The 20,475-nt window shown below is 25.8% G+C and carries 27 protein-coding genes; all 27 read right to left on the bottom strand.

Features of this window, described 5'->3' with window-relative positions:
• Positions 1-27: 27 nt before the first annotated feature.
• Positions 28-321 carry an HNH endonuclease signature motif containing protein gene (locus tag SSYRP_RS02430; RefSeq protein ID WP_016340719.1) on the bottom strand — a complete coding sequence of 98 codons (294 nt, stop codon included), beginning with the start codon at positions 319-321 and terminating at the stop codon, positions 28-30.
• Between the two features lie 130 nt (positions 322-451).
• The gene (locus tag SSYRP_RS02425) at positions 452-910 is read right to left on the bottom strand and encodes a hypothetical protein (RefSeq protein WP_041614459.1); all 459 of its coding nucleotides are present in this window, start codon (positions 908-910) and stop codon (positions 452-454) included.
• A gap of 204 nt (positions 911-1,114) precedes the next feature.
• Positions 1,115-1,561 carry a hypothetical protein gene (locus SSYRP_RS02420; RefSeq protein ID WP_016340717.1) on the bottom strand — a complete coding sequence of 149 codons (447 nt, stop codon included), beginning with the start codon at positions 1,559-1,561 and terminating at the stop codon, positions 1,115-1,117.
• Between the two features lie 3 nt (positions 1,562-1,564).
• On the bottom strand, positions 1,565-1,951 hold the full coding sequence (locus tag SSYRP_RS02415; RefSeq protein ID WP_016340716.1) for a hypothetical protein: 387 nt from the start codon (positions 1,949-1,951) through the stop codon (positions 1,565-1,567).
• Positions 1,952-2,378: 427 nt separating this feature from the next.
• On the bottom strand, positions 2,379-3,131 hold the full coding sequence (locus SSYRP_RS02410) for a hypothetical protein (RefSeq protein ID WP_016340715.1): 753 nt from the start codon (positions 3,129-3,131) through the stop codon (positions 2,379-2,381).
• Positions 3,132-3,242: 111 nt separating this feature from the next.
• Positions 3,243-3,629: a hypothetical protein gene (locus tag SSYRP_RS02405; RefSeq protein ID WP_016340714.1), complete on the bottom strand. Its 387-nt coding sequence runs from the start codon at positions 3,627-3,629 to the stop codon at positions 3,243-3,245.
• Between the two features lie 89 nt (positions 3,630-3,718).
• Positions 3,719-5,320: an Mbov_0396 family ICE element transmembrane protein gene (locus SSYRP_RS02400; RefSeq protein ID WP_016340713.1), complete on the bottom strand. Its 1,602-nt coding sequence runs from the start codon at positions 5,318-5,320 to the stop codon at positions 3,719-3,721.
• A 3-nt stretch (positions 5,321-5,323) separates the two neighbouring features.
• Entirely contained in the window at positions 5,324-5,659 is a 336-nt protein-coding gene (locus SSYRP_RS02395; RefSeq protein WP_016340712.1) for a pilin, read from the bottom strand.
• A complete protein-coding gene (locus SSYRP_RS02390; RefSeq protein ID WP_016340711.1) occupies positions 5,640-6,272 on the bottom strand; it encodes a hypothetical protein in 633 nt (210 codons plus the stop codon). Before SSYRP_RS02390 ends, SSYRP_RS02395 begins: the two co-directional genes overlap by 20 nt.
• A gap of 2 nt (positions 6,273-6,274) precedes the next feature.
• On the bottom strand, positions 6,275-6,481 hold the full coding sequence (locus SSYRP_RS02385; RefSeq protein ID WP_016340710.1) for a hypothetical protein: 207 nt from the start codon (positions 6,479-6,481) through the stop codon (positions 6,275-6,277).
• 11 nt (positions 6,482-6,492) lie between these two features.
• A complete protein-coding gene (locus SSYRP_RS02380) occupies positions 6,493-6,753 on the bottom strand; it encodes a hypothetical protein (protein ID WP_016340709.1) in 261 nt (86 codons plus the stop codon).
• 101 nt (positions 6,754-6,854) lie between these two features.
• Positions 6,855-7,295 (bottom strand): hypothetical protein, encoded by a 441-nt coding sequence (locus SSYRP_RS02375; protein ID WP_016340708.1) that lies wholly within the window; start codon positions 7,293-7,295, stop codon positions 6,855-6,857.
• On the bottom strand, positions 7,285-7,821 hold the full coding sequence (locus tag SSYRP_RS02370) for a type II toxin-antitoxin system antitoxin SocA domain-containing protein (protein ID WP_016340707.1): 537 nt from the start codon (positions 7,819-7,821) through the stop codon (positions 7,285-7,287). Before SSYRP_RS02370 ends, SSYRP_RS02375 begins: the two co-directional genes overlap by 11 nt.
• Positions 7,822-7,984: 163 nt before the next feature.
• Complete coding sequence (locus SSYRP_RS02365; protein ID WP_016340706.1) at positions 7,985-8,380, bottom strand: hypothetical protein; 396 nt, start codon at positions 8,378-8,380, stop codon at positions 7,985-7,987.
• Position 8,381: 1 nt separating this feature from the next.
• Positions 8,382-8,933 carry a hypothetical protein gene (locus SSYRP_RS02360; protein WP_016340705.1) on the bottom strand — a complete coding sequence of 184 codons (552 nt, stop codon included), beginning with the start codon at positions 8,931-8,933 and terminating at the stop codon, positions 8,382-8,384.
• Positions 8,934-9,052: 119 nt separating this feature from the next.
• Positions 9,053-9,547, bottom strand: coding sequence for a hypothetical protein (locus SSYRP_RS02355; RefSeq protein WP_016340704.1), 495 nt, complete (start codon positions 9,545-9,547; stop codon positions 9,053-9,055).
• Between the two features lie 185 nt (positions 9,548-9,732).
• Positions 9,733-10,140: a hypothetical protein gene (locus SSYRP_RS02350; RefSeq protein ID WP_144060301.1), complete on the bottom strand. Its 408-nt coding sequence runs from the start codon at positions 10,138-10,140 to the stop codon at positions 9,733-9,735.
• A 296-nt stretch (positions 10,141-10,436) separates the two neighbouring features.
• Positions 10,437-10,910, bottom strand: a complete 474-nt coding sequence (locus SSYRP_RS02345) for an HhH-GDP family DNA glycosylase (protein WP_016340702.1) — start codon at positions 10,908-10,910, stop codon at positions 10,437-10,439.
• Positions 10,903-11,193, bottom strand: a complete 291-nt coding sequence (locus SSYRP_RS02340; RefSeq protein ID WP_016340701.1) for an HU family DNA-binding protein — start codon at positions 11,191-11,193, stop codon at positions 10,903-10,905. The genes SSYRP_RS02345 and SSYRP_RS02340 overlap by 8 nt, the downstream gene beginning before the upstream one ends.
• Entirely contained in the window at positions 11,174-11,350 is a 177-nt protein-coding gene (locus SSYRP_RS05225) for a hypothetical protein (protein ID WP_016340700.1), read from the bottom strand. The genes SSYRP_RS02340 and SSYRP_RS05225 overlap by 20 nt, the downstream gene beginning before the upstream one ends.
• Positions 11,351-11,371: 21 nt before the next feature.
• Positions 11,372-14,047, bottom strand: coding sequence for an Mbov_0397 family ICE element conjugal transfer ATPase (locus tag SSYRP_RS02335; protein WP_016340699.1), 2,676 nt, complete (start codon positions 14,045-14,047; stop codon positions 11,372-11,374).
• Positions 14,048-14,049: 2 nt separating this feature from the next.
• The gene (locus SSYRP_RS02330; protein WP_016340698.1) at positions 14,050-14,778 is read right to left on the bottom strand and encodes a hypothetical protein; all 729 of its coding nucleotides are present in this window, start codon (positions 14,776-14,778) and stop codon (positions 14,050-14,052) included.
• Between the two features lie 144 nt (positions 14,779-14,922).
• On the bottom strand, positions 14,923-15,483 hold the full coding sequence (locus tag SSYRP_RS02325) for a hypothetical protein (RefSeq protein WP_016340697.1): 561 nt from the start codon (positions 15,481-15,483) through the stop codon (positions 14,923-14,925).
• Between the two features lie 329 nt (positions 15,484-15,812).
• Positions 15,813-16,625: a hypothetical protein gene (locus SSYRP_RS02320; protein ID WP_016340696.1), complete on the bottom strand. Its 813-nt coding sequence runs from the start codon at positions 16,623-16,625 to the stop codon at positions 15,813-15,815.
• A 64-nt stretch (positions 16,626-16,689) separates the two neighbouring features.
• Positions 16,690-17,730, bottom strand: a complete 1,041-nt coding sequence (locus tag SSYRP_RS02315) for a hypothetical protein (protein WP_016340695.1) — start codon at positions 17,728-17,730, stop codon at positions 16,690-16,692.
• A 58-nt stretch (positions 17,731-17,788) separates the two neighbouring features.
• Positions 17,789-20,062 (bottom strand): type IV secretory system conjugative DNA transfer family protein, encoded by a 2,274-nt coding sequence (locus SSYRP_RS02310; protein WP_016340694.1) that lies wholly within the window; start codon positions 20,060-20,062, stop codon positions 17,789-17,791.
• A complete protein-coding gene (locus SSYRP_RS02305) occupies positions 20,055-20,348 on the bottom strand; it encodes a hypothetical protein (protein ID WP_016340693.1) in 294 nt (97 codons plus the stop codon). The genes SSYRP_RS02310 and SSYRP_RS02305 overlap by 8 nt, the downstream gene beginning before the upstream one ends.
• Between the last annotated feature and the right edge of the window lie 127 nt (positions 20,349-20,475).

The following is a 20,475-nucleotide window of genomic DNA, read 5'->3' as shown; positions in this document are numbered from 1 at the left end:
ATATGTAATATTTATTAATACAAATATTTATCCTTTTGACTTATTGCATCAAGGATGCATTGGCTGCAAATTTTCTAATCTATTGTCTCTATAATTGCCATTAATATGATCTACATCTCAAGAATAATCTTTATCAGGTTGATAACCTTGATATTGAGCTTTTAAAATTATTTCCCCACATTCTGGGCATAAGGATTCTTGTGTTAAATCAATTTCTTTTAATTTATATTCTTCATAAATATCAAATATTTTATTTTCAATATAATCTTTTCAAATAAGATTTTTATCATCTTTGGACCATTTTCCTCTTTTATCTGCCATATTTGTTTCCTTTCTTTGTTTATAAAAATTAATTTTTTTTAAACTAATTACAAATATTATTTATTCTTTATTGAATTTATCAAATTTATCTAAATAGTTTGCAAAAACTGTAGTAAGTTTTTTATAAGTTTTAATCTCATATAATTTTTTCCTCTTCATCATTAAAAATATTATTTACTTTTTTATTTTCTTCTAAATTTTCTAATAAAGATAAAGTACTATAACTATTTATTAATTTTATAAATTTTTTATTTTTTATTACTAATTTATTTAATTTTTTTGTTGTTTCATATGATAACCTAGCTTCACTGCCAATATAATTAGGATTACCATGATCAAAAATAATTCCCTCAATTTTTTCTAATTTATCAATATAATCATTTACATAATATTCATTAAAATTAGTAGGATTCCAAGAGCATTCACCATCAAATTTTTCACTTTTCGTATTGTAAAAATTTTGAACAAATCAATCTATAACTTCTGATTTGAGGTTCTCAAATTTATCAATGATTTTTTTTGTTTTCTTATTTTCCAAATATAATTTATAAAAAAAGTTTGAACATAATATTAAAAGATTAAAAAACATTAATGAGCTTCCAAGTATAATAAAAATTGAATAATATTTTTTTCATAAATCTATTCATCAATAGATACATGCACCAAAAAATATTAATATTATAGAAAAACAAAAAGATAATATAAACAAAGTAGTATATTTTAAATATTTATTTAGTATTGTATTAATTAATTTATACATTATTTATTTGCCTTTCAATTTTTTATACTACTCTTAATCATTTTTATTTCTAAATTTATTTAAATCATTTTTAATAATAAAATACATAATTTCCATTGATAGCTCAGGGTTAAATGCAGTAAAGTTATTAGTTCTATAACATTCTTCTTTAATTATATTATCAATATTTTCGTCATTTAATTGAGAATTTAAAATTTCTACACTAATACTTCTTGATGGATTATATGGTTGAAACTCTGGATTTGATGGTATTATTTCTTGCAAAAAATAATTTTGATGGTGTAAAAAATATTTTATTCTGTCTTTTTCTACTTTTTTATAAATAATCGATGATAAATAATTATATTTGTCATTTTTTTCAAACGACTGTCAAATAACAATACTATCATTATTCATAATATTATCATTATTTTTAATAAAATATTTTTCCAATGTTTCTAATGCTCAGTTGTTAATTTTATTAATATTTTCGTTACTCATATGCTATTTTTCCTTACTATTTTCTAGTTCTTTTAACTTTAGTTTCATTTCTAGGATTTCTTTTTCAATTTTTAATGCTTCTAGATCACTACTATTTTCTTGCTTAATTTCTGGTTTAACATAATAAGGATTGTATTCAGGTGGAATAGCATCAGGATGACGTTCTAAAAATTCTTTAATTAAGGTTTCTGTTGTTTTTTGATCTTTACTAATTTCAAATAATTTGTTAATAAAATTTTCTGGTCCTACCAATTCTATTCATTCCAAGTAATCTTTATCCATTTCATTATTAAACTTTTGTTTTTCAGCTAATTTTTTATACTCTTTTTGATAATGTTTATCAATTGCCTTGTAGTTTGTTTCGCCTCCAAGTAAACTTTTAATACCCATATTAAATCTCCTTTATAAATTAATAATGGTTAATACAGTTGATATTTGTCTTTATTATAATATAAAAAACTAGAATTTTATTATAAATTCTAGTTTATTTTTTTGATTTCAAAGACTTTTTTTCTTCTTTAATTCTTTGTCTATTTAGTTTGTCTTTCTTGATCTCTTTTGGTATTTCTTCAGCACGTTTATACCTCTTATTATGACACCAGGAATTACTTGAAATTAAATAGCGAAAATTGTTTTGCTTGTGTAAAAAAGACCTAATTATCAATCTTAGTAATTTACAAAACCTATTTTTTAAGAATATGATTTAAAAATTTCTTCCTTGTTATTTTTGTCTTAATATAAAATAAAAAATCCTATTTATTAAATAGGATTTAAGTTTTGATAAATATATTCACTTTAAATTTCTAATAAAGCATTATTATAATGCAAAGCCAATATTCTTCAAAGAACTAGATAATGATTGAACTGCTTTTCCAACATAATAATTCACTTGAAAACCAGTTACTTGTTTTTGTGCTTGTTCAATATAGTTAGTACCTTCCAATAATTTTTGTTTTGCTAAAGCTACAAAAGGTGTATTTTGTGCATTATTTAAAACAACCATTGCTGTATCAAGAACGGGATAACCAAGTTCAATGTTCTTAAATTTTCAAGTTAAACTTACATCTTGTAGAGATCTCCCAAAATGAATTATTGAAAATTCTATAAAATCCTGTGCTACGCTTTTATCACCATATTTGTCATAAGAAATAATTTTCAAAGAACTAGATAATGATTGAACTGCTTTTCCAACATAATAGTCCATTTTATCAGGATTCCCTAGTCTTGCTGCCTGATCAACATTATCAGCACTTTCCAATAATCATTTTTTTGCTTGAACTATATCAGCTGTATGTTCTACATTATTTAAAATTTCATAAGATTTACTAATATCTGAATAAGCAATCTGAATTTTAAATAATTTTGAAGATACATCTGTAGTTTGCACAGAATCCCCTAAATTCATAAATGCATTCTCTATAAAATTCATTGCTTGTTTTTTCATCTCATTAATATAATTTTCATTTTTAATATTTACGGTTTGATTATTTTCTTGATTAATTGATAACACTGAAGTCGTTCCAGATGTAGATAATCCTACTACTCCAATTAAAGATATTAATTTTTTCATTCTAACAAGTCCTTTCCTTCTGACCCACCCAAAACCCTACCTATTTTAATAAGTAATATTTTGATAATCAATATTTAAAATTTTTTAAAATTTACACTGAAAAAATAGTAATTATTTACTATTTTCTAGCTCTTTTAACTTTAGTTTCATTTCAAGGATTTCTTTTTCAATTTTTAATGCTTCTAGATCTTTACTATTTTCTTGTACAACTTCTGGTTTAACATAATAAGGATTATATTCAGGCGGAATAGCATCAGGGTAACGTTCTAAAAAATCTTTTATATCTCGTTGTTCCATTTCATAATATTTTGGTCCTACTGCTTCAAGCACTCTCTTAACAAAATTTTCAGGCCCTATTTTATTAAGCAAACTAAAATAGGTTTTGTCAGAATCATTAATAAATTTTTGTTTTTCTGCTAGTTTTTTATATTCTTTTTGATAATGCTTATTAATTGCCTTGTAGTTTGTTTCGCCTCCAAGTAAACTTTTAATACCCATATTAAATCTCCTTTGTAAATTAATAATGGTTAATACAGTTGATATTTGCTTTTATTATAATATAAAAAACTAGAATTTATAATAAAATTCTAGTTTTTATTTTTAGATTTTTCTAATTTTTTATCTAGTTTATCTTTAATTCGTTTCTTTTTAGCAGCCATTATTTCTTGTGGAATTTCCTCAGCACGTTTATAACCTTTTCTGGCTTCTCCACCAAATACTTCTCCGGCTGAATCTCAACCAACACGAACACCTTTTTTAACTGTTCTTCCGATTCCTACAAATGGTGATGCTAAACCAGCCCCAATTGCTTTACCAAATTTACGAGCATATGTTCCGACTTTACCTTTTCGCTTAACATCAATTCCATTTTTAGTTGGAACAATTCCACTAGTATCTTTGGCACTAGTTCAGCCATTTTTTACGGCTCATATACTTTTTCCAGCCCCAATTGCAGCTAATCCACCAATAGTGGCTAACCCGCCTATAATACCACTGCGACTAGCCATTCTAGTTGGTGCACTAATTGGCGGTATACCTGATCTACTTGCCCCGGTTGAATCAGGTCCTAACATTGAATTTAATGATTCCCCAAATGGACTTGATAGCGGATTTGCTCCACCCATTCCCATTTTTCGTTCATATTTCAATTGTTTTTTTGATTTGGCAAATCCTAAGGCTCTCCCAACCATTTTAGCCGAGCCAGCTGCAAACATTCCGGCGGCCATTGTTGTTCGAATTGAGTTCATTCCTTCCATTGCCCCGACTCCTTCACCAATAAAGTTAGCAATAATGACTGTAATTCCTCAGGTTCCTAAGGCCCCACCTAATAAACATAATAAAGTCAGTAACATTTTTGCGTAACTTGGGAAATTACTTGGGCCAAAACTTGGTTTTGCAACAATACTTGTATACAACATATAAATATAATATGCCACTAATGTTGCTGATGCTGCTAACATCTTCGACAAAACCATATCTTTTCAAGTTAAGGCGCGTTTCCCTTCATCTTGCACCATTCCGGCCATTACTAATGGGGAAACTATAAATAAGAACAATAATTCAAATACTTTTTGGGTTAAGGCTAAACCTAGCATAGCTACTGCAATTAATACAAATCACACCGCAAATATTTCTACAATTACTGATCAATCATTTATGTTTGAAGGAGGGCCATAACCATCAACATGCCCTTGCATTCCATTAATATTACCTGCTCAATATAAGGCATCTGCTAAATTAACTCCACTTGTTCCAAAAATAGTATTTAAAATTGAAACAAACCAGGTAATAATTGCATTTACAAAGAAAAAACCCAATGGAATAAAGAAAACAAATACACCAGCTAATCCGGTAAACCTCAAACAACTAATTAGTTTTGGTTTCATCTTATCTGCTTCTCTAAACTGCAATGTTAAAAACTGCGAAATAAAGATAATAACAAGTAAACCAACTGCGACAATTGAAAATTGTCAAAATGCTGTTGGAACATTTTCTCATGAAAATTGGGTTTTTGAATTAAACAATAAATCAAATACTATCCCACTTGATAAAAATAATAACACTTGATCAAATGCCGAAACGATTCCTAAAGGTCCCTCAATAAAAATTTTTCAGACAACCTTTAAAATCCCTTCTTGGATTCAATCAATAAACCCAAACAGGTTTAAATTGTTAATAACATCTACCATATATTAACTATTTGGAGGTTGATATCCTCCAGCCCCATTCATTAATTCCGGCAAGATAGTATTTACAAAAATTGGTGCGAAAATACATAAAGCTAATCCAACAACACACCAAACAATTGCAAAAATTTGAATATTACGTTGTTCAGGATCATCAGCAAACTTCTTAATTTTTAAAGCATGTTTAACAATATATAAAACACAAATTGCCCCGGCAATAATTGAAATTGGGGTTAAAATGGCATTTAATAAAGTAACAACTAGTTTTGTTGTGCCACTAAAATCCGGAACATCTGCTAAAATATTTAATAAAAATCCCATATTATTCTCACTCCGTTTCATTATTTTTTGCCTCAAATTCTTTATTTTGAATTTCTTTGACATTTAAATATTCATTAAATTCAGATTCGTATTCTTTAAATGCACCTTCATTTTGAAACAATTGTAATCCATACTCAGGTTTTAAGCTTTTTAGATAATTATCAAATGGAACTCTTAATTCTTCATTTTCGTTTTGTTCAATAAGAATTTCATTATTTGTATTTAAAGTTTTAGCTTTTGTTTCTCAATCTAATACTTGTTCTGCACTAAAACCTATTTTCATTAATCTAGCACTAATCCCAACAATACCAATTTCATTATTGACAAAAGCATGTCGCAAACTATAAATTTCATCATAAAACGCTTCTTTTTGATAGTTTTGTTCAACTCTTTTTAAATGTTCAAGTGTTTCTAAATAGTTTTCATTTTGATTAATGTCATAATCAATTTCTTCTTCTTGAATTTCTAATTCACTTGGCGCATATCCATGCTCAACTTGATAATTTAATTCATTCTGAGCATCCTCATAACTAGTAAATGTATAAAGTAATTCATCATAATTTTCATCATAATTACCATTATCATCAAATCCAATAACCTCATGCAATTCAAATATTGTTTGTCTTTTACTCATTTTTATATCTCCATTTCATAATCTTCTTTTTTATTTGTGTTACTTTCAATTTGTTCATCTAATCCTGTTTGTAGATCTTTAATTTCGGCAATTGTAAAATTACTTATATTTTCTTTACAATTAAGACATTCAAAATTAATACAAACATTATTAAAACTATCAAAGAAAGTTTTTGTTATATTTATTTGTTCATGCTCACAATTTGGCATAGTCTTATCTCCTATCTATTTCATTTATCTCTTTTCAGATAATGTTTCTTTTGATTTTTATATTTTTTACCTTTGTGCACTAAGAAATTAAAACGGTTCATAACCCAATATGATTTATTAATCTTAAAATTATTATTTAAAACTTGTTTAGCTTTAAAATTTTCATTAATTTGATATCGTGATTTTAAATTATAATCATATTCAATATAGTTATTTTTAATTTCTTGCTGTGAAAAAGGTTGCGATGATTTAATCGTTCATAATCCTGACATTACTACCTCTTCTACAAATTTGTTCTTTACCAAATAAAAAAACACATGCATACGATAAAAATCGTAGCATGTGTCATTTGGTCATCTACACAAATATTATACTATACTTCATACAAATCATTATTTAAAAATTGAAAAACTTTCTTTGATATTTTAACTATTTCTTGGTCTAAATCTGATTTATATATTTCTTTTACTCTTTCCTCAATTCTTATTAAATCAGAAATATCCAATTCCACATTTGAAAACAAAGATCTTTCAATTCCATCAAACTTTTCAATAACAAATATTTTATTTAATTTAAGAATAGAATCACATTTTAATAAAGCCGGGTTTTTTATTTTAGAAATTTTTAACATATTTTTATACTGAATTAATTTGTACATATTATTTTGAGTTAATTTAGTAATATTAAAACAAACTAAAAATTTAGAAGTATCTTCATAAATTAATAATCTTCTAGGTTTATTATCATCTTTAGAAGTTGGTGGATTTTCTCCATTATCATAAGGAATATGGCATCTAAGAATTTTATTTTTCACTATCAATATAATTTTCTATATTTTCAATAACTTCTAATGCATCTTTAAAATTTATTTTATATTCATCTTTATATTTTTTAATGTCCATAATTTGTGAAGAATGATCACCTTTTATATAATTTTTTCTAGCCTCGATCCATGCTGGGTCTACATGTGATAAATCTGATAATTCTTCAAAAGAAGCTCCTGATAAAAAAATAAGTATATTTTTCAAAAATTTTTCTTGGGTTTCATTTAATCGTTCAAAATTATCTTGATTAAAAATAAGACTATTATCATCAATTAATGATAAATAATTAAGGCGAACTGTATTAACTACTGCTCCATTAATATATGCAAATAAATTATCTTCAAATAATTCCATTCCATATTTTCCGAGAAAAAGTATTTGTGCTAAATGCAAATGTTTATTTAAAATTAAATTTCCTTCAGTTACATTTACACCATTAAATTCTAAAGGTGTTTTACTATTAAATCTATTTTTATTCTCTTTTATTAAGAAGCTTGCTACTGTAATTGCATTCATTTCATCACCCCAAAATAATATTTATATATTTAATTATACCCCAAATTTTATTTTTATTATCCTATGATAATAATAATAATTTGAAATAAATAACTATTAGTATTGAGACTTCAAATTTTTATTCTTTATTAAGCTAAAATTTTGAATAATATTTTAGTTAATTTTATTCTAATTCATAACTATTATCATTTTTAAAATGATAAGGCTCATTATTTAACAATACTTCTTCATTAGAAATTCCTAATTCTTTTAGAAGTAAATTCCCTGACAAAATATCTGAAACTTCGTATCGCTCATTAATTAAAGCTTCATTAGATAAAATTCTAAAAGTTATATCTTCATTTTCTAAATAATTTTGATCATAATTATCTGTAAATACTAAATAACTAACTTTATTATTTACTTCCGTATATCCTATTAATTCATTAGCAAAATCATTTAAAACTGTCTTTAAATCAGTAAAGTTTTCACTAGCTATTTCATTTCAGTCAATTTTAGTTGTTTCTAATAGCTTAATTTTATTATTTATTGGCTCATCAAATCTAAATAATTTAAGCATATTACTTTTTACTCAATTCACTAATTAATTGTTGAACTTTGCTAATCTGCTCATTTACTTCATTAAGATCTTTTTCTTTATAATTATCAGGATATAATTTCATAATTAGTTTAATTGTGGTTAAAGTAGTTAATTCGTCTGTCAAAATTCCAGCAGCTTTTACTTTTGCTTCCGGATTGGTAATATTTTTATTATTTTCTAAATAAAGAATTTGATATAAACAATCATCCATAATTACGTTATATCGATATAATTCAATTGTCGTTAAATGAATTAGTTCTTGTAAATCTGCACAAATTATAATTCCCCCACAAAGTTCTTTAATTGTTTCAGGGGATTTTAATTCATCAATTTCTCCTTTGGTTTTTAAATAATCTTTCTGTTTTGAATCATATAATTTTTGATAATATTCAATATCTTTTTCTGGTTCTGGTTGGGGTGGTTTTGGAGGATTTGGATTAACTCCTCACCCTGTTCCTTCACATGCAATAGTTGTATTGACAATTGGGGTTGTTAAAACTATTATTGCTAAAAAACTTAGTATTTTTTTCATCTTCTATCCTTTTAAATAAATTAAAGACTTTGTATTTTATAAAGTCTTACTAACCTAAATATTTTGTTTAGTCTCATAAAATAGCATCATCACCATCAAATGAGATTACATCAGTTTCGTTATTCGATGCTGTTACTGACGTCTTTGTTTTTAATAAATTCTTGTTTTGCCTGGCGCATTTCTTCTCAAATTTGAGCTGTTTCTTCTTTAAAATGCGTTTTTAAACCTGTTAATGCACAATCTCTATCACCATAAATAGGTTTCCCTGCTTCATCATTTCCTTCAAAAGTCGAGATTTTAATTTTATCTCATTCTTTATTTTCTTTTGGGAAAGATAGCTGCACATAATCAGCAGTTTCTAATGAATCTGCTTCTTTAATTAAATGCTCCCCATCATTTGCCAATTGTTTAAGAAAGGCTGAATTTTGTGGGTAAAAGAATGTTTCTTTTTCCGATAATCTTACCAGGAATTTTGGTTTCATTACTTTAACTGATCCGTCTGCTAAAGTAATTTCCTTTGAGTCCATAACTTTTAAAATTCTTTCTTTTTTAATTAAAAAAGAATCATAGTTTTGTTTTAAATTTTGTTCTGTATTTTGTAATTGATCTGTCATATATTAATTTCCTCTATACTTTCTGTAAATAAAAAATTAATATTTAGGTTAGTTTGTCCTTTACCAAATAAAAAACACATGCATACGATAAAAATCGTAGCATGTGTCATTTGGTCATCTACACAAATATTATACTATAAAATTATTTAATTTATAAAATTTTAAATACTATCTACATAAAATATTTATTTTGTTTGTTCAACTAAAATATATGAAATGCCAATAACATCATTTCCTATAATATTGTTTCCATTTACTTCTAAATAAAAATATCCAACTTCCGGGACTTCATCAGTTTTATAAGGATGGGCTGCATCAATAATATAATTTTTTTCTGATATTTTTACGGCATGAAATGCTTCTATAATATTAATATCCCTAATTACAGCATCAGGAGCCAATTTTTGTAAATACCAAATTATTCAATTTTTTTGATCATTCTGGTTTGATCTAAACAAATCTAGAATTTTACCCATCTCTAATTTAAAAATATTATGTACACCACTTACATTTCAAGTATCAATATTAGTAATATCTTTATCTTCCCTAACTGATTTTTCAATTATTTTATAATTAGTTATTACTGGTGACACACTAACTCCTATAAAAGTAGAACTTATTAAACTTAATAAAATATTTTTCATAGTTTTCCTTCTTTCTGTTTTCCCACCCTGACCCATCCATAGTTTATATTTGAGCATAGTTAGTAAGATTAATAATTAAAATTTAAATAAAATTAAAAAATATATTTTAAAGAATTTATTATTTTGTAAATTTTAATTTTTGTATTGTCACTATATAATTAATTTTATTTAATTATTAATTTTTAATAAATATTTTAATACTTTTGATATTTAAAAATATTATATATTAAAATTAAATTTATTCATTATTTTTTACCTCTTTCTTTCCGGCGGTTTTCTTTTCAAACTTCATAATCTGTTTTAATTTGCTGTGAAAACTCTTTTATATAATCTAGTTCTTGTAAAATTTCTTCATCAGGGTTATTTAAAGTATTTAAATCAATCCCAAGTTGTTTGGCCAAGATATTTTGCATTACCTTAATTCGCTGATCAGTAATTATTTGTTGCGATAACAAATAAGAAACTAAATCATCAGTATAATTTTTTGTGGCTTTTAATAAAAGACTTGTTGATTTGTTTATTTCTTCACGAACTATATCTGCTATCATGTCAGTTTTATCTTCTAAGTTATTTTTTTGAATAGAAGAAATATATGTATTAGCTAGTAATTCATTAATTGAATTGTATTTATCTTTATGACTTTCAACAAATAATTTATGTTCTTGAATTTGATTTAAATGTCTTAATTTAAATCTAACTTCTACTATCTTTTTACTCATGATTTACTCTCCTGAAATACTGATTAAACTTTTTGGCTGATGAAAAACTAACTGTTTTACTGGCCCTTATTTTATATTGTTCTTGTTTTAAAACAGTTTCTTCACGATTTACATTTATTGTTTTAAATTTACCAAAGTTAGATATTAAAACCTCATTATCATTAGTTAATTCATCACTAATTAATTCAAAAGTTAAATTTATTAACTCTTTTGATCGCTTTTGAGTTAGATTAGCTTTTGATGCTAACTGTTTGGCCAAATCATTAATCATCACTTTTTTCATTTTGTTTTAATCCCTCAGTAATAAAATATCGAATTACATCCCCCAACGAATGTTCTTCATCAGTATATTTTTTAACTTCAAAATATGTTTCCGGGGATAATTTTAGTTGGATTCTAAAATTATTTGATTTTGTTGTTTTTTTACTCTGTTTTCCCATTTTTTACCTCACTTTTAAGTTTTAGTTTTCTGTTAGTTTAATACCTATTGCTTCTTGTTCAATTTCAGTTAATTCAACATGTAGGCAATGGCGATTATAATCTGTTGCCATAAATAACATATCTCCCCTTTGCGCAGTTGCACAAAAGTTAATTTCAGCCGATGATAAACCACCACTTGCCTGGTACAAATCGCTCACATCCTGTAAATCTTTTTGTTTTAGTTTTAAAATTCCAACATATTGAGCATTGTTCAAAATTGCTGTTGCTTCACGTTCTAATTCCGGGGTTGTTTTAAAGTCTGATAAGTTTTGGGTGACTAACATAACACCCCCATTAAATCCTCTAATCATTTTGACTGTTTCAAATAAGAATTTTAAAGCTTGTGGATTATCGCGATCAATAACAACGTGGGCCTCATCAACAGCAAGAATGATTTCATTATTATCATTAAAACGATTATTATTAATTTCATTTCGAATGAAATTTAACATTAAGAACATTTGAGCTTTTAAAACATTAAATTGTGATTTTGAATATAAGGTTTGAATGTCTAGCACATTTAATAAGTTATTAGCTAAACTAACGGATGACTGCTTATTTCATAAAGCCGCATATTTCCCATACCCGGTAAAATCATATTCAATTGTTTTAATAATTTTATTTAAAAGGATTTCTTCACCCAAATTCGGAATTTGTGCTTTTAAAAAGATAACTAAATCACTAAAAGTTGGCCAATCACTATTTTTCATTTTTACTATTTTATTTGATTTATTAACTTTTAAAGATAAATAAAAATCTAATATTCTTTGCAATAAGAATTTTATTTCCTCTTCATAAAATGAAGGTTCTGTAAAACGAAAGAATGTTTCTAGAATTTGTAAATGGTCTCCAATAACCATTTCAATACTAATATTTTCATCAACTGGAACTTGAATTTGCAAAGGATTAAAATTACCTTTTGTCCCACTTCCTGCATCAATTCAATTGCCATCATGATAGTTACATAACTGACCAAATTCTCGTTTGGGATCAATAATAATTACTTTGCGACCTAAGGCAATATGGTAATTTAGAAATTTGCTAACAGTTGTTGTTTTACCTCCCCCAGTTGTTCCAATAAAAAAGGCATTCGAATTTTGATAGTCTCCCCCTCGCTTAAACTGATCAGAAAATACAACATCACCTGTCGAGTTATAACCAACAAATAAACCTTTTTCATCTTCTAAAGCATTATTTAGAAATGGAAATGAATTACCAATAGTTACACACGGCATTTCAAATGAATTTGTATATGCTGTTGGGTCAGTTGGTTTTGGTAAGATCCCACTATATCCATCTATTTGCTTGAAAAGCAGATAATCCATTTTCATATTTTGTTGTTTTAAAAGCAATTCCACACTTTCTTCTGCTTGTTTTAAAGTTTTCTTATCAACACCATAGTTCAAAAATAAGACATTAACTCTTTTAATTGTTTCTTCACCAGAAGAAATTAAATTTACTAGATTTTCAAACGACTGATATTCATTTTCTTTTTCTGTTCGATTAACAGTTCTTTTAATTGAAAAAAAGTTAGTACGTGCATTTACCATTGCCCTGTGTAATTGTTCTTTAACTGCATCTAAATTAGTTTTAGCAATGTTAATAATAACAGTACTATCTGTTGCACATAATTTAGCTGCTCAACCATTCTGAGGATAAGTTGGATAATCTCTAACTCCTTTTACCGAATAATAAACATCATTAATTTTAAAATTATTTTGGGTAAATGTAATATTATCAATTGCTAATAGTTCATTTAGTTTGTTACTATATTCATCTATTTTTTCATTAGAAAACGGTTCGTCATATGGATTAAAAATAAGTTTAATGTTATTTACTAATTCATATTTAGTAATTTCTTCAGCTCGCAAATTTATTTCATTAATTTTACTTTTAATTAATTTAACAGCTTTAAATAGTTTTGAAACTTCTGTTTCATAAATAAATAAAATAAAAGTCTTTGCCGTTTGTGAATATCCTAAAATTCCTTCCTGGTCAGAATATAAGTTTTGATAACCTTCCAATTGTTTTGTTCTACTATCATAACCATGTTTAGATAATTTTTTAGTTTTCTTTAATTCTTCTAATTTATTCATGACTGTTTGTAGAAATTTCAAATTCTTATTCAGATTATGAGGACGCTCCATTTTTACTAAACTTAATTGACAATCGGTCAAACGAAACATACTAGCTAATTGTTCTAATTTTAGGATTTGTTCTTCGGGATCTAAAGTTGTGATATTAATACCTTTAACTTCTAAGGCACTAATATATCATTTTTTACCACCCTCTAAAATACTTGTTTCAATATAACCTTCATCATGCAATTTTCGATAAGGCATTAGTAAAGATGTGTTATTAGTTTTAGAATCTATACTAAACTTTTTCTTTTTACTCCAAAAAATGAATCCTCGAATTGCAATCATATAGATTTTCGCATTATAGCGTTCTGAATGAATTAACGTCAGCATTAAAAACATAAACACCGTTATACCAATAATTATTCGAATTAGCATTGATAAAAATACTAAATTATAACCAATCAAAAAAGCAATAACTGCATAAATAAGCGTAAAGGCTAAATCAACTAACGTAAAGTTATCTTTTAACTTTAACTTCTGCTTTTTTAATTGAGGAGCGATGATACTATTATTCATTTTTACATCTCCATTTCATAATCTTCTTCACTTGCCTTAATTTGACTATTTTTTAAATTATCATTTTCATATTTTAATTGTTCATTTTCTTTTTCAAGAACATTAATTTTTTGATGAGCTTTAGATAATTCATTTTGTAAATATTGAGCATTTTCATAACCCTGGTTTAACTGGGCATAAGTTTCAATATCTAAAACAACTCCTTTATCTCCTGACACATGTTTATCTGCTAATTCATCAATTAAATTCCCAGTTGCATCATATGCTTGATCAAGATTTTTATTAATTCCTTTTAACAAAGTGTTTACCTGATAAGAATAGTCAATTGTCTCATCTTTATCTAACGAATGAAATTGAAACTCTTTTACAGTTCGATACTCTTTCAAATTAAAATGCTCAATAATTTTCTTTTTATTTTCCTTTGATATATCAACTAATGATTTCTCTTTATTTTCAATATGATAAAATTCTTTAATAATATTTGAATTAAATATTCTAACTAAGTTATTTGGCAATAATTTATTTTCTTTATTATTATTTAGTAAATCTTTTATAACTAATTGATTTTTTATTTCATTATTCTTATAAGAAGTAGTAGTCAATATTCCATATGTTTGATATGGATTATGCCCCTGTCCTAATGCTATAAATGCACGTTTCTTTTGATTTCCGTATTGATCTAAATCTCCTGGATTCTGAACTTCATATACTTGTCATGTGCGTATTTTCATATTTTTCCTCATTTCTATTGTTTTTTGTTTATAGTATGTTAATATTAATTTATCTTAGTGTTGTAAGTTTTTACTTATAAGATGAGACGTAAGTACCTGAATAGTTCAGGTATGATTTTAGAACCATTGGTTCTTTTTTTATTTTTATAATTCCATCTCGTTAGATAATTCATTACATATTCAGACTTCAATTTGATAATTATGATCGCTTAATTTATCAATTAATTCTTCACTTGTTAAATCATCTCATTGCGTTCAATAATGGCCATCTCCTGTTAAATCTTCATCTTCATTTTCTACCGGGCAATAACCAGTTGCTGTAAAAGTATATTCCGAATCATTTTTTATCAACTCTTTAATTTCTTTAATGGCTTCTTCACGATTCAAGGCTAAATCACTTCCATCTTTCATTGGGAATTTTTCATTAAAATTAACAACTTGGTATTTTTCAACATTTTCTGGCAAATCATTAAATTTCGCGTTAAATTCTTCATCATTCATTTCTTTAAATGAATAAGCTAAATTAACTAAATTTAGGATATTACTATTACTACAAATTAAATCTAACTCCGGATTACCAATAAATTGGCCCAATATTCATCCATTTCTCAGAATACTTTCATTTCTAGAATATTTATATTCAGAATCTATCTTTGATCACAATGTACTTAATTTATCTAGTTTATTTTTTTCACTTAATGACATTTATTAAACCTTTCATTCTAATTTGTTCTTTACCAAATAAAAAACACATGCATACGATAAAAATCGTAGCATGTGTCATTTGGTCATCTACCTTAACATTATACCCCATTTCTTCGAAAATTACGGAGTAATTTCAGAAGCAGGATAAGGAGTGCGCGCACAACCCCAATTTTTCCGATAGATATCGGAAAAATCGTGGGCGCACTCACTCTACAAGAGGGCATAAAAGTGCGCGCTAAAGTATAAAAAAGACTGTGTTTACAGCCTTTTTCGTGGGCGCAAAAGTGTGCGCACTTTTCTTTTTGCCCTCTTTCTCGGACAGCCGAGGATTATATCTTGTTTTCAAACTTAGCAGTTTTAAAATATAAAAGCATAATGTAACTATCTCAACTAAAGTTTTCTTTATCTGAATAATGAAAAAAATAACTATCTATAGTTTTTTTCATTATTTTAATTCATGACAATAATATTTTAATATCAATTTTAATTGAAAAATCAAACTTTGAGTTTTTAAAAATAAATGAATCTAATATTTGAAATTTAATAAAATTTTTATAATTTTCAAGTTCCTTATTTTCAAGTTCCTTATTTTCAAGTTCCTTATTTTCAAGTTTTTCTTGAATATAGTTAATAGCTTCAGATAAAACTATATATAATTGTTTGATGCTCTCTTTGCCTTTTTTAAGGTAATTGTCTGGAATATTAAATAATATAAAATATAGTTTAAATTCAATCGGTACTAAAGATGTAAAAAAAGCTAGAAAAAATATACTTCAAGAATTTTGGTTTTTTTCAACACTAAAAGAATAATAAAAATAACTTAATAACGCAAATGAAAATATTATTACACTTCTTAAAATTATATTAAGTCACATAATTCCAATTTTAGATCAAACAAAATTGTAGTATGATTTAACAAATATATTTTCTGCAAAAATTGAATTAAAAGTATTGTTTGTATATTTATTAAACGGTATAGAAATAACTAATAAAATTGGAATTAAAAATAATATTAATAAATTTATTAATAATAATTCCCATGGAAATAATTTTATTATTATTAGAAAGTCCAAAATAAAAATAGTAGAAAATGTAATTACTACTAATTCAATTAAAAATTTTTTAATATAAAAACTTGACATATAACCCCCACTCCCTTTTTTTAAAGATATTATCCTATTTGTATTTATTAAGTTATTTTTATTATTATTTTTCTGTTTGCTTTTTAATTTGTTCAGCAAAATATTTAGCACCTTTTTGTTCAATTTCACATATTTCAAAAATAGAAAAATCAGCCCTTCTTTTATATCATTTTTTATTTACTGATGATAAGACCCTATAATCTCAACTTCAAATTTTTTTTTCAAATTCTATATTTTCTTGAACAAGAAAAATAAAAACTTCAAAAATTCATTCACGTTCATCATCTATACCATTATTTAATCCATTTATTCATGAATTTGCATCAAATCCCATTGACATTCCTCTTAGTATTGTTTTATCATCAGCCACAATTGGTTCTTTTATAACAACTTCATTTGCATATTTTTTACCAAAAAAATCAAACAATTGGGGAATGTAAGCTATTAATTTTTCTGGTTTTTTAATTAAATTATTTTTATATTCTAATCAGTCATTATAATTTTTAACAATAGGTATCTTAAGATTTTTAGAAATTATATTTGGATGTAATCTATCATATATTGAATTTTCAATGACTTTATTTTCTCAATTTGGTTCTAAAAAATCTTCTCAATTTTGATATATTTTGACATAAATATTATCTTTACGAATATTATTTTTTATGATTATTTTATAAAATCAATAAAGATTTTTTATACTCTTTTTGATTTTTTTTACTACAATATTCAAAGAACAATAATCTTTAAATGGTATATAATAAGAATCAACTTTTTTAAAATAAATATTATACTTTTTATTAAAATAAAATGTAATATTTTTAAACATTATTGATGTATCAACATCCATACTTCTAAATTTTTTTTTATAAAAATACATAAATTTATTATACTTTTTATAACATTTTTCAAATTTAAAGTAATAATTCCTCTGATGATTAATTCAAATAATAATACCAAAAGTTAAAGCTATTATGCTCACTAATCCTCCAACTCCGGCTAAAACAGCTTGTAGAATATCAATATCAGTTCACTTTGATGTATTTTCTGTTTCATTGATACTACTATAACTAAAAATAAATTTTACTGACCAAAAAATATTTCTCATATGCTATCCTTCCTAATTATTATGTTAATTATCTTTATTTTACACATAAAAACAAGATTTATTTCAAATCTTGCTTATTTTTATTTATTAAATTTTTATTTTCTTCTTTATTTATTTTGGTTTGAATGTTGCGATATTTTGCAACAATTTCACGTTCTTCGGGTGTTCTTTCACTTGGTGCTTTAGCTAGTAAGCTTGTAATATTTGGTAATTCAACCTTTTCTTTGCTTTGTGAAATCTCTCTTTCTGTTTCTTGTTTGACCAAAATATCAACATCAATATTATTTTTACCGGGAACATATGAAAATAAATCAAAAAAGTAGTCATTTAAGAAATCAACAGTATTAATTTCTTTTTCTTTTCGTTCTTTTCCTAGATTAAATTCCTTAGCAAATTTTCAGGCTGATTCCATGTAAACTAATCCTGGATTTTCTTTCGAACTAAAAATAATTCCATAAGGATTTTTTAGTTTCATCAAATCCCCGGCTTTAATTAATGGCATTCCTTCTAATCTAGTTTGTGGTGGGTTTTTAATGATTTTCTTTGTTTTTGGATCGCGACTAGTTGTGTAACTGACAACTTCTACTGTTTGATCACCTAGAATTTTTGAATACATTTCGGCTGTTTGTGTATCATTTGTTTGAATATAAATGTTTAAGTTACAATTGGAGCGAATAATCCCCCCATTTTCTTTTCCATATTTTTGGTCTAATTGTAAAAAGTCTTGCAAAATAAGTAAAAAGAACATCCCTCGACTTCGAGCAACCGTTACGAATCCTTGAAAGTTTGGAATCATTGGCATGTTCCCAAATTCATCTAAATAAAATTGGATGTCTCTTGGCAAACGCTTATTAGATTGTGAATTTGCTATCAGAACATTTGCTTTATATAATTGAGAAACAATTAAACTGGCAAAAATATGGCGGTTAGTTTTTTCATCAGGCACAATTAGAAATAGAGCTTTTGGCTTATCAGTAAATGCAAATAAATCAATTTCGTTTTTACAAACAATAGTCTGAATTCCAATATCTTGATAAATTTGTAGTCCTTTATCTAACGTAGATAAAATAGAACCTAGTTCTTTATCACCCGTTTTCAAGGCATTTGAACCAATTATTCGGGCCATTGATTTTAGAGGTAAAGAATTATGTCATTGTTTCATTTTTTGGCGGTCTGATGCCAAAATTCCGATAGTTGGCAAATTGAACATTTCTAGTGTCAATTCATTTGGGTCTTTATCCAATATTTCTAACATCCCTAGCATTAAACATTTGGCAATACTTCCGGCCATTGTAGAAAAGTGATCATTGTCGCTCCCTTTTAACGGTCAAATTGTTAAAACTAAATCATTAATTTCTTCAATAGCAAAAGATTTTAATTCTCGTTTCATTGTTTCACAAAGCAACTCTGCTTTACTTACTTTTCTAAATCACATCTTTTCAAAAATAGCAATTTGTCCTTTTTCTTCTAGTGAATTTAAACAATCATAACAAAAACTTTCTTCATGATCATAGCACTTAATGTCTTTCAATTTTTCTTTTAACTCTTCTAAGTTATTGAATTTAACCATCTGAATTTGTTCATTTAATGTAACTGAATCATAATAATATTTGAATGCAATAGCTAGCGGGTTTCAAGATGAGGATAATTTAGCATCACGTAAATTTAAGGTTAATACTTCATATCCCTTTTCTTGTAATGGTTTAGAAAGATTTTGATATAACTCTCCTTTTGGATCAGTAAAAACCATACATGGTTGTTTGTCAGAAGCCAAATTTGCATTATAAATTGCTGAGGGCATTACGATTTTTTGAGACTTTCCGGAATTTGTTGGTCCTAAACATACGACATGCGTATTATCTCGAATGTTAAAAACTAACTCATTTTTGTTTTTAATAAATCTTGTTGCTCAACCAGGTTGCTCAGAATTTATAAGACTATAACTAGGATATAGTTCATTGAAAGATTCTATTTTTCCCTTTTCCTTTAGTTCATTAACTATTCATTTTGCTGCACCATATTCAGTTGAATCTACTTCTTTAATATAAACTTTTTCCAATTCTTTTTTAATTAAAATAATAGTAAAAGCTATAGTTCAAAAAATGGTAGTTAGAATTACACATAGCAAAGTTATAAAAACCGGATTTTCTTTAATAAACAATCATAAAAAATCAAAATATTTAAATAATTTAAACCCTTCCATTTTTCATACTTTCAAAAATGGAATTATCACAACCCCAATTCCTAAAACAAAAGGAAATATAATAATAGAGTTAATTAAAGATTCTTTTCTAGATTTATTTCAAAATTTCTTTTTTTCTTGATTATCCATTAAAACTTAGCACTCCAAAAACTATAACACCAATTATTGCAATTGCTAATACTATTAAATTAAAAATTAGTCTAACCCTTATTTCTCTTTTAGCTTTGCAAATTTGTTCTTCATCTAACTTTTGAATTTCTTGTTTTAATTCAGGTTTGCTATTAACTCATTTTTGAAAATATTTTGATCATATTTTTTGACAGTACTTATTTCACTTAACAAAAACTATAATTTCATAAATTACTAAAACAATTGATAAAAACATCAACGCCGACATTGTTGTTTGATAAGTCATATTTATATCCTTTCATTCATTTTTGTTCTTTACCAAATAAAAAACACATGCATACGATAAAAATCGTAGCATGTGTCATTTGGTCATCTACACAAATATTATACTATGAAAGAATTTGAACGTTTTA

The organism is Spiroplasma syrphidicola EA-1 (genome assembly GCF_000400955.1).
GTDB lineage: Bacteria > Bacillota_I > Bacilli_A > Mycoplasmatales > Mycoplasmataceae > Spiroplasma > Spiroplasma syrphidicola.
Note: the sequence above shows the minus strand (reverse complement) of the source record. Positions and strands in the feature narration are given on the sequence as shown.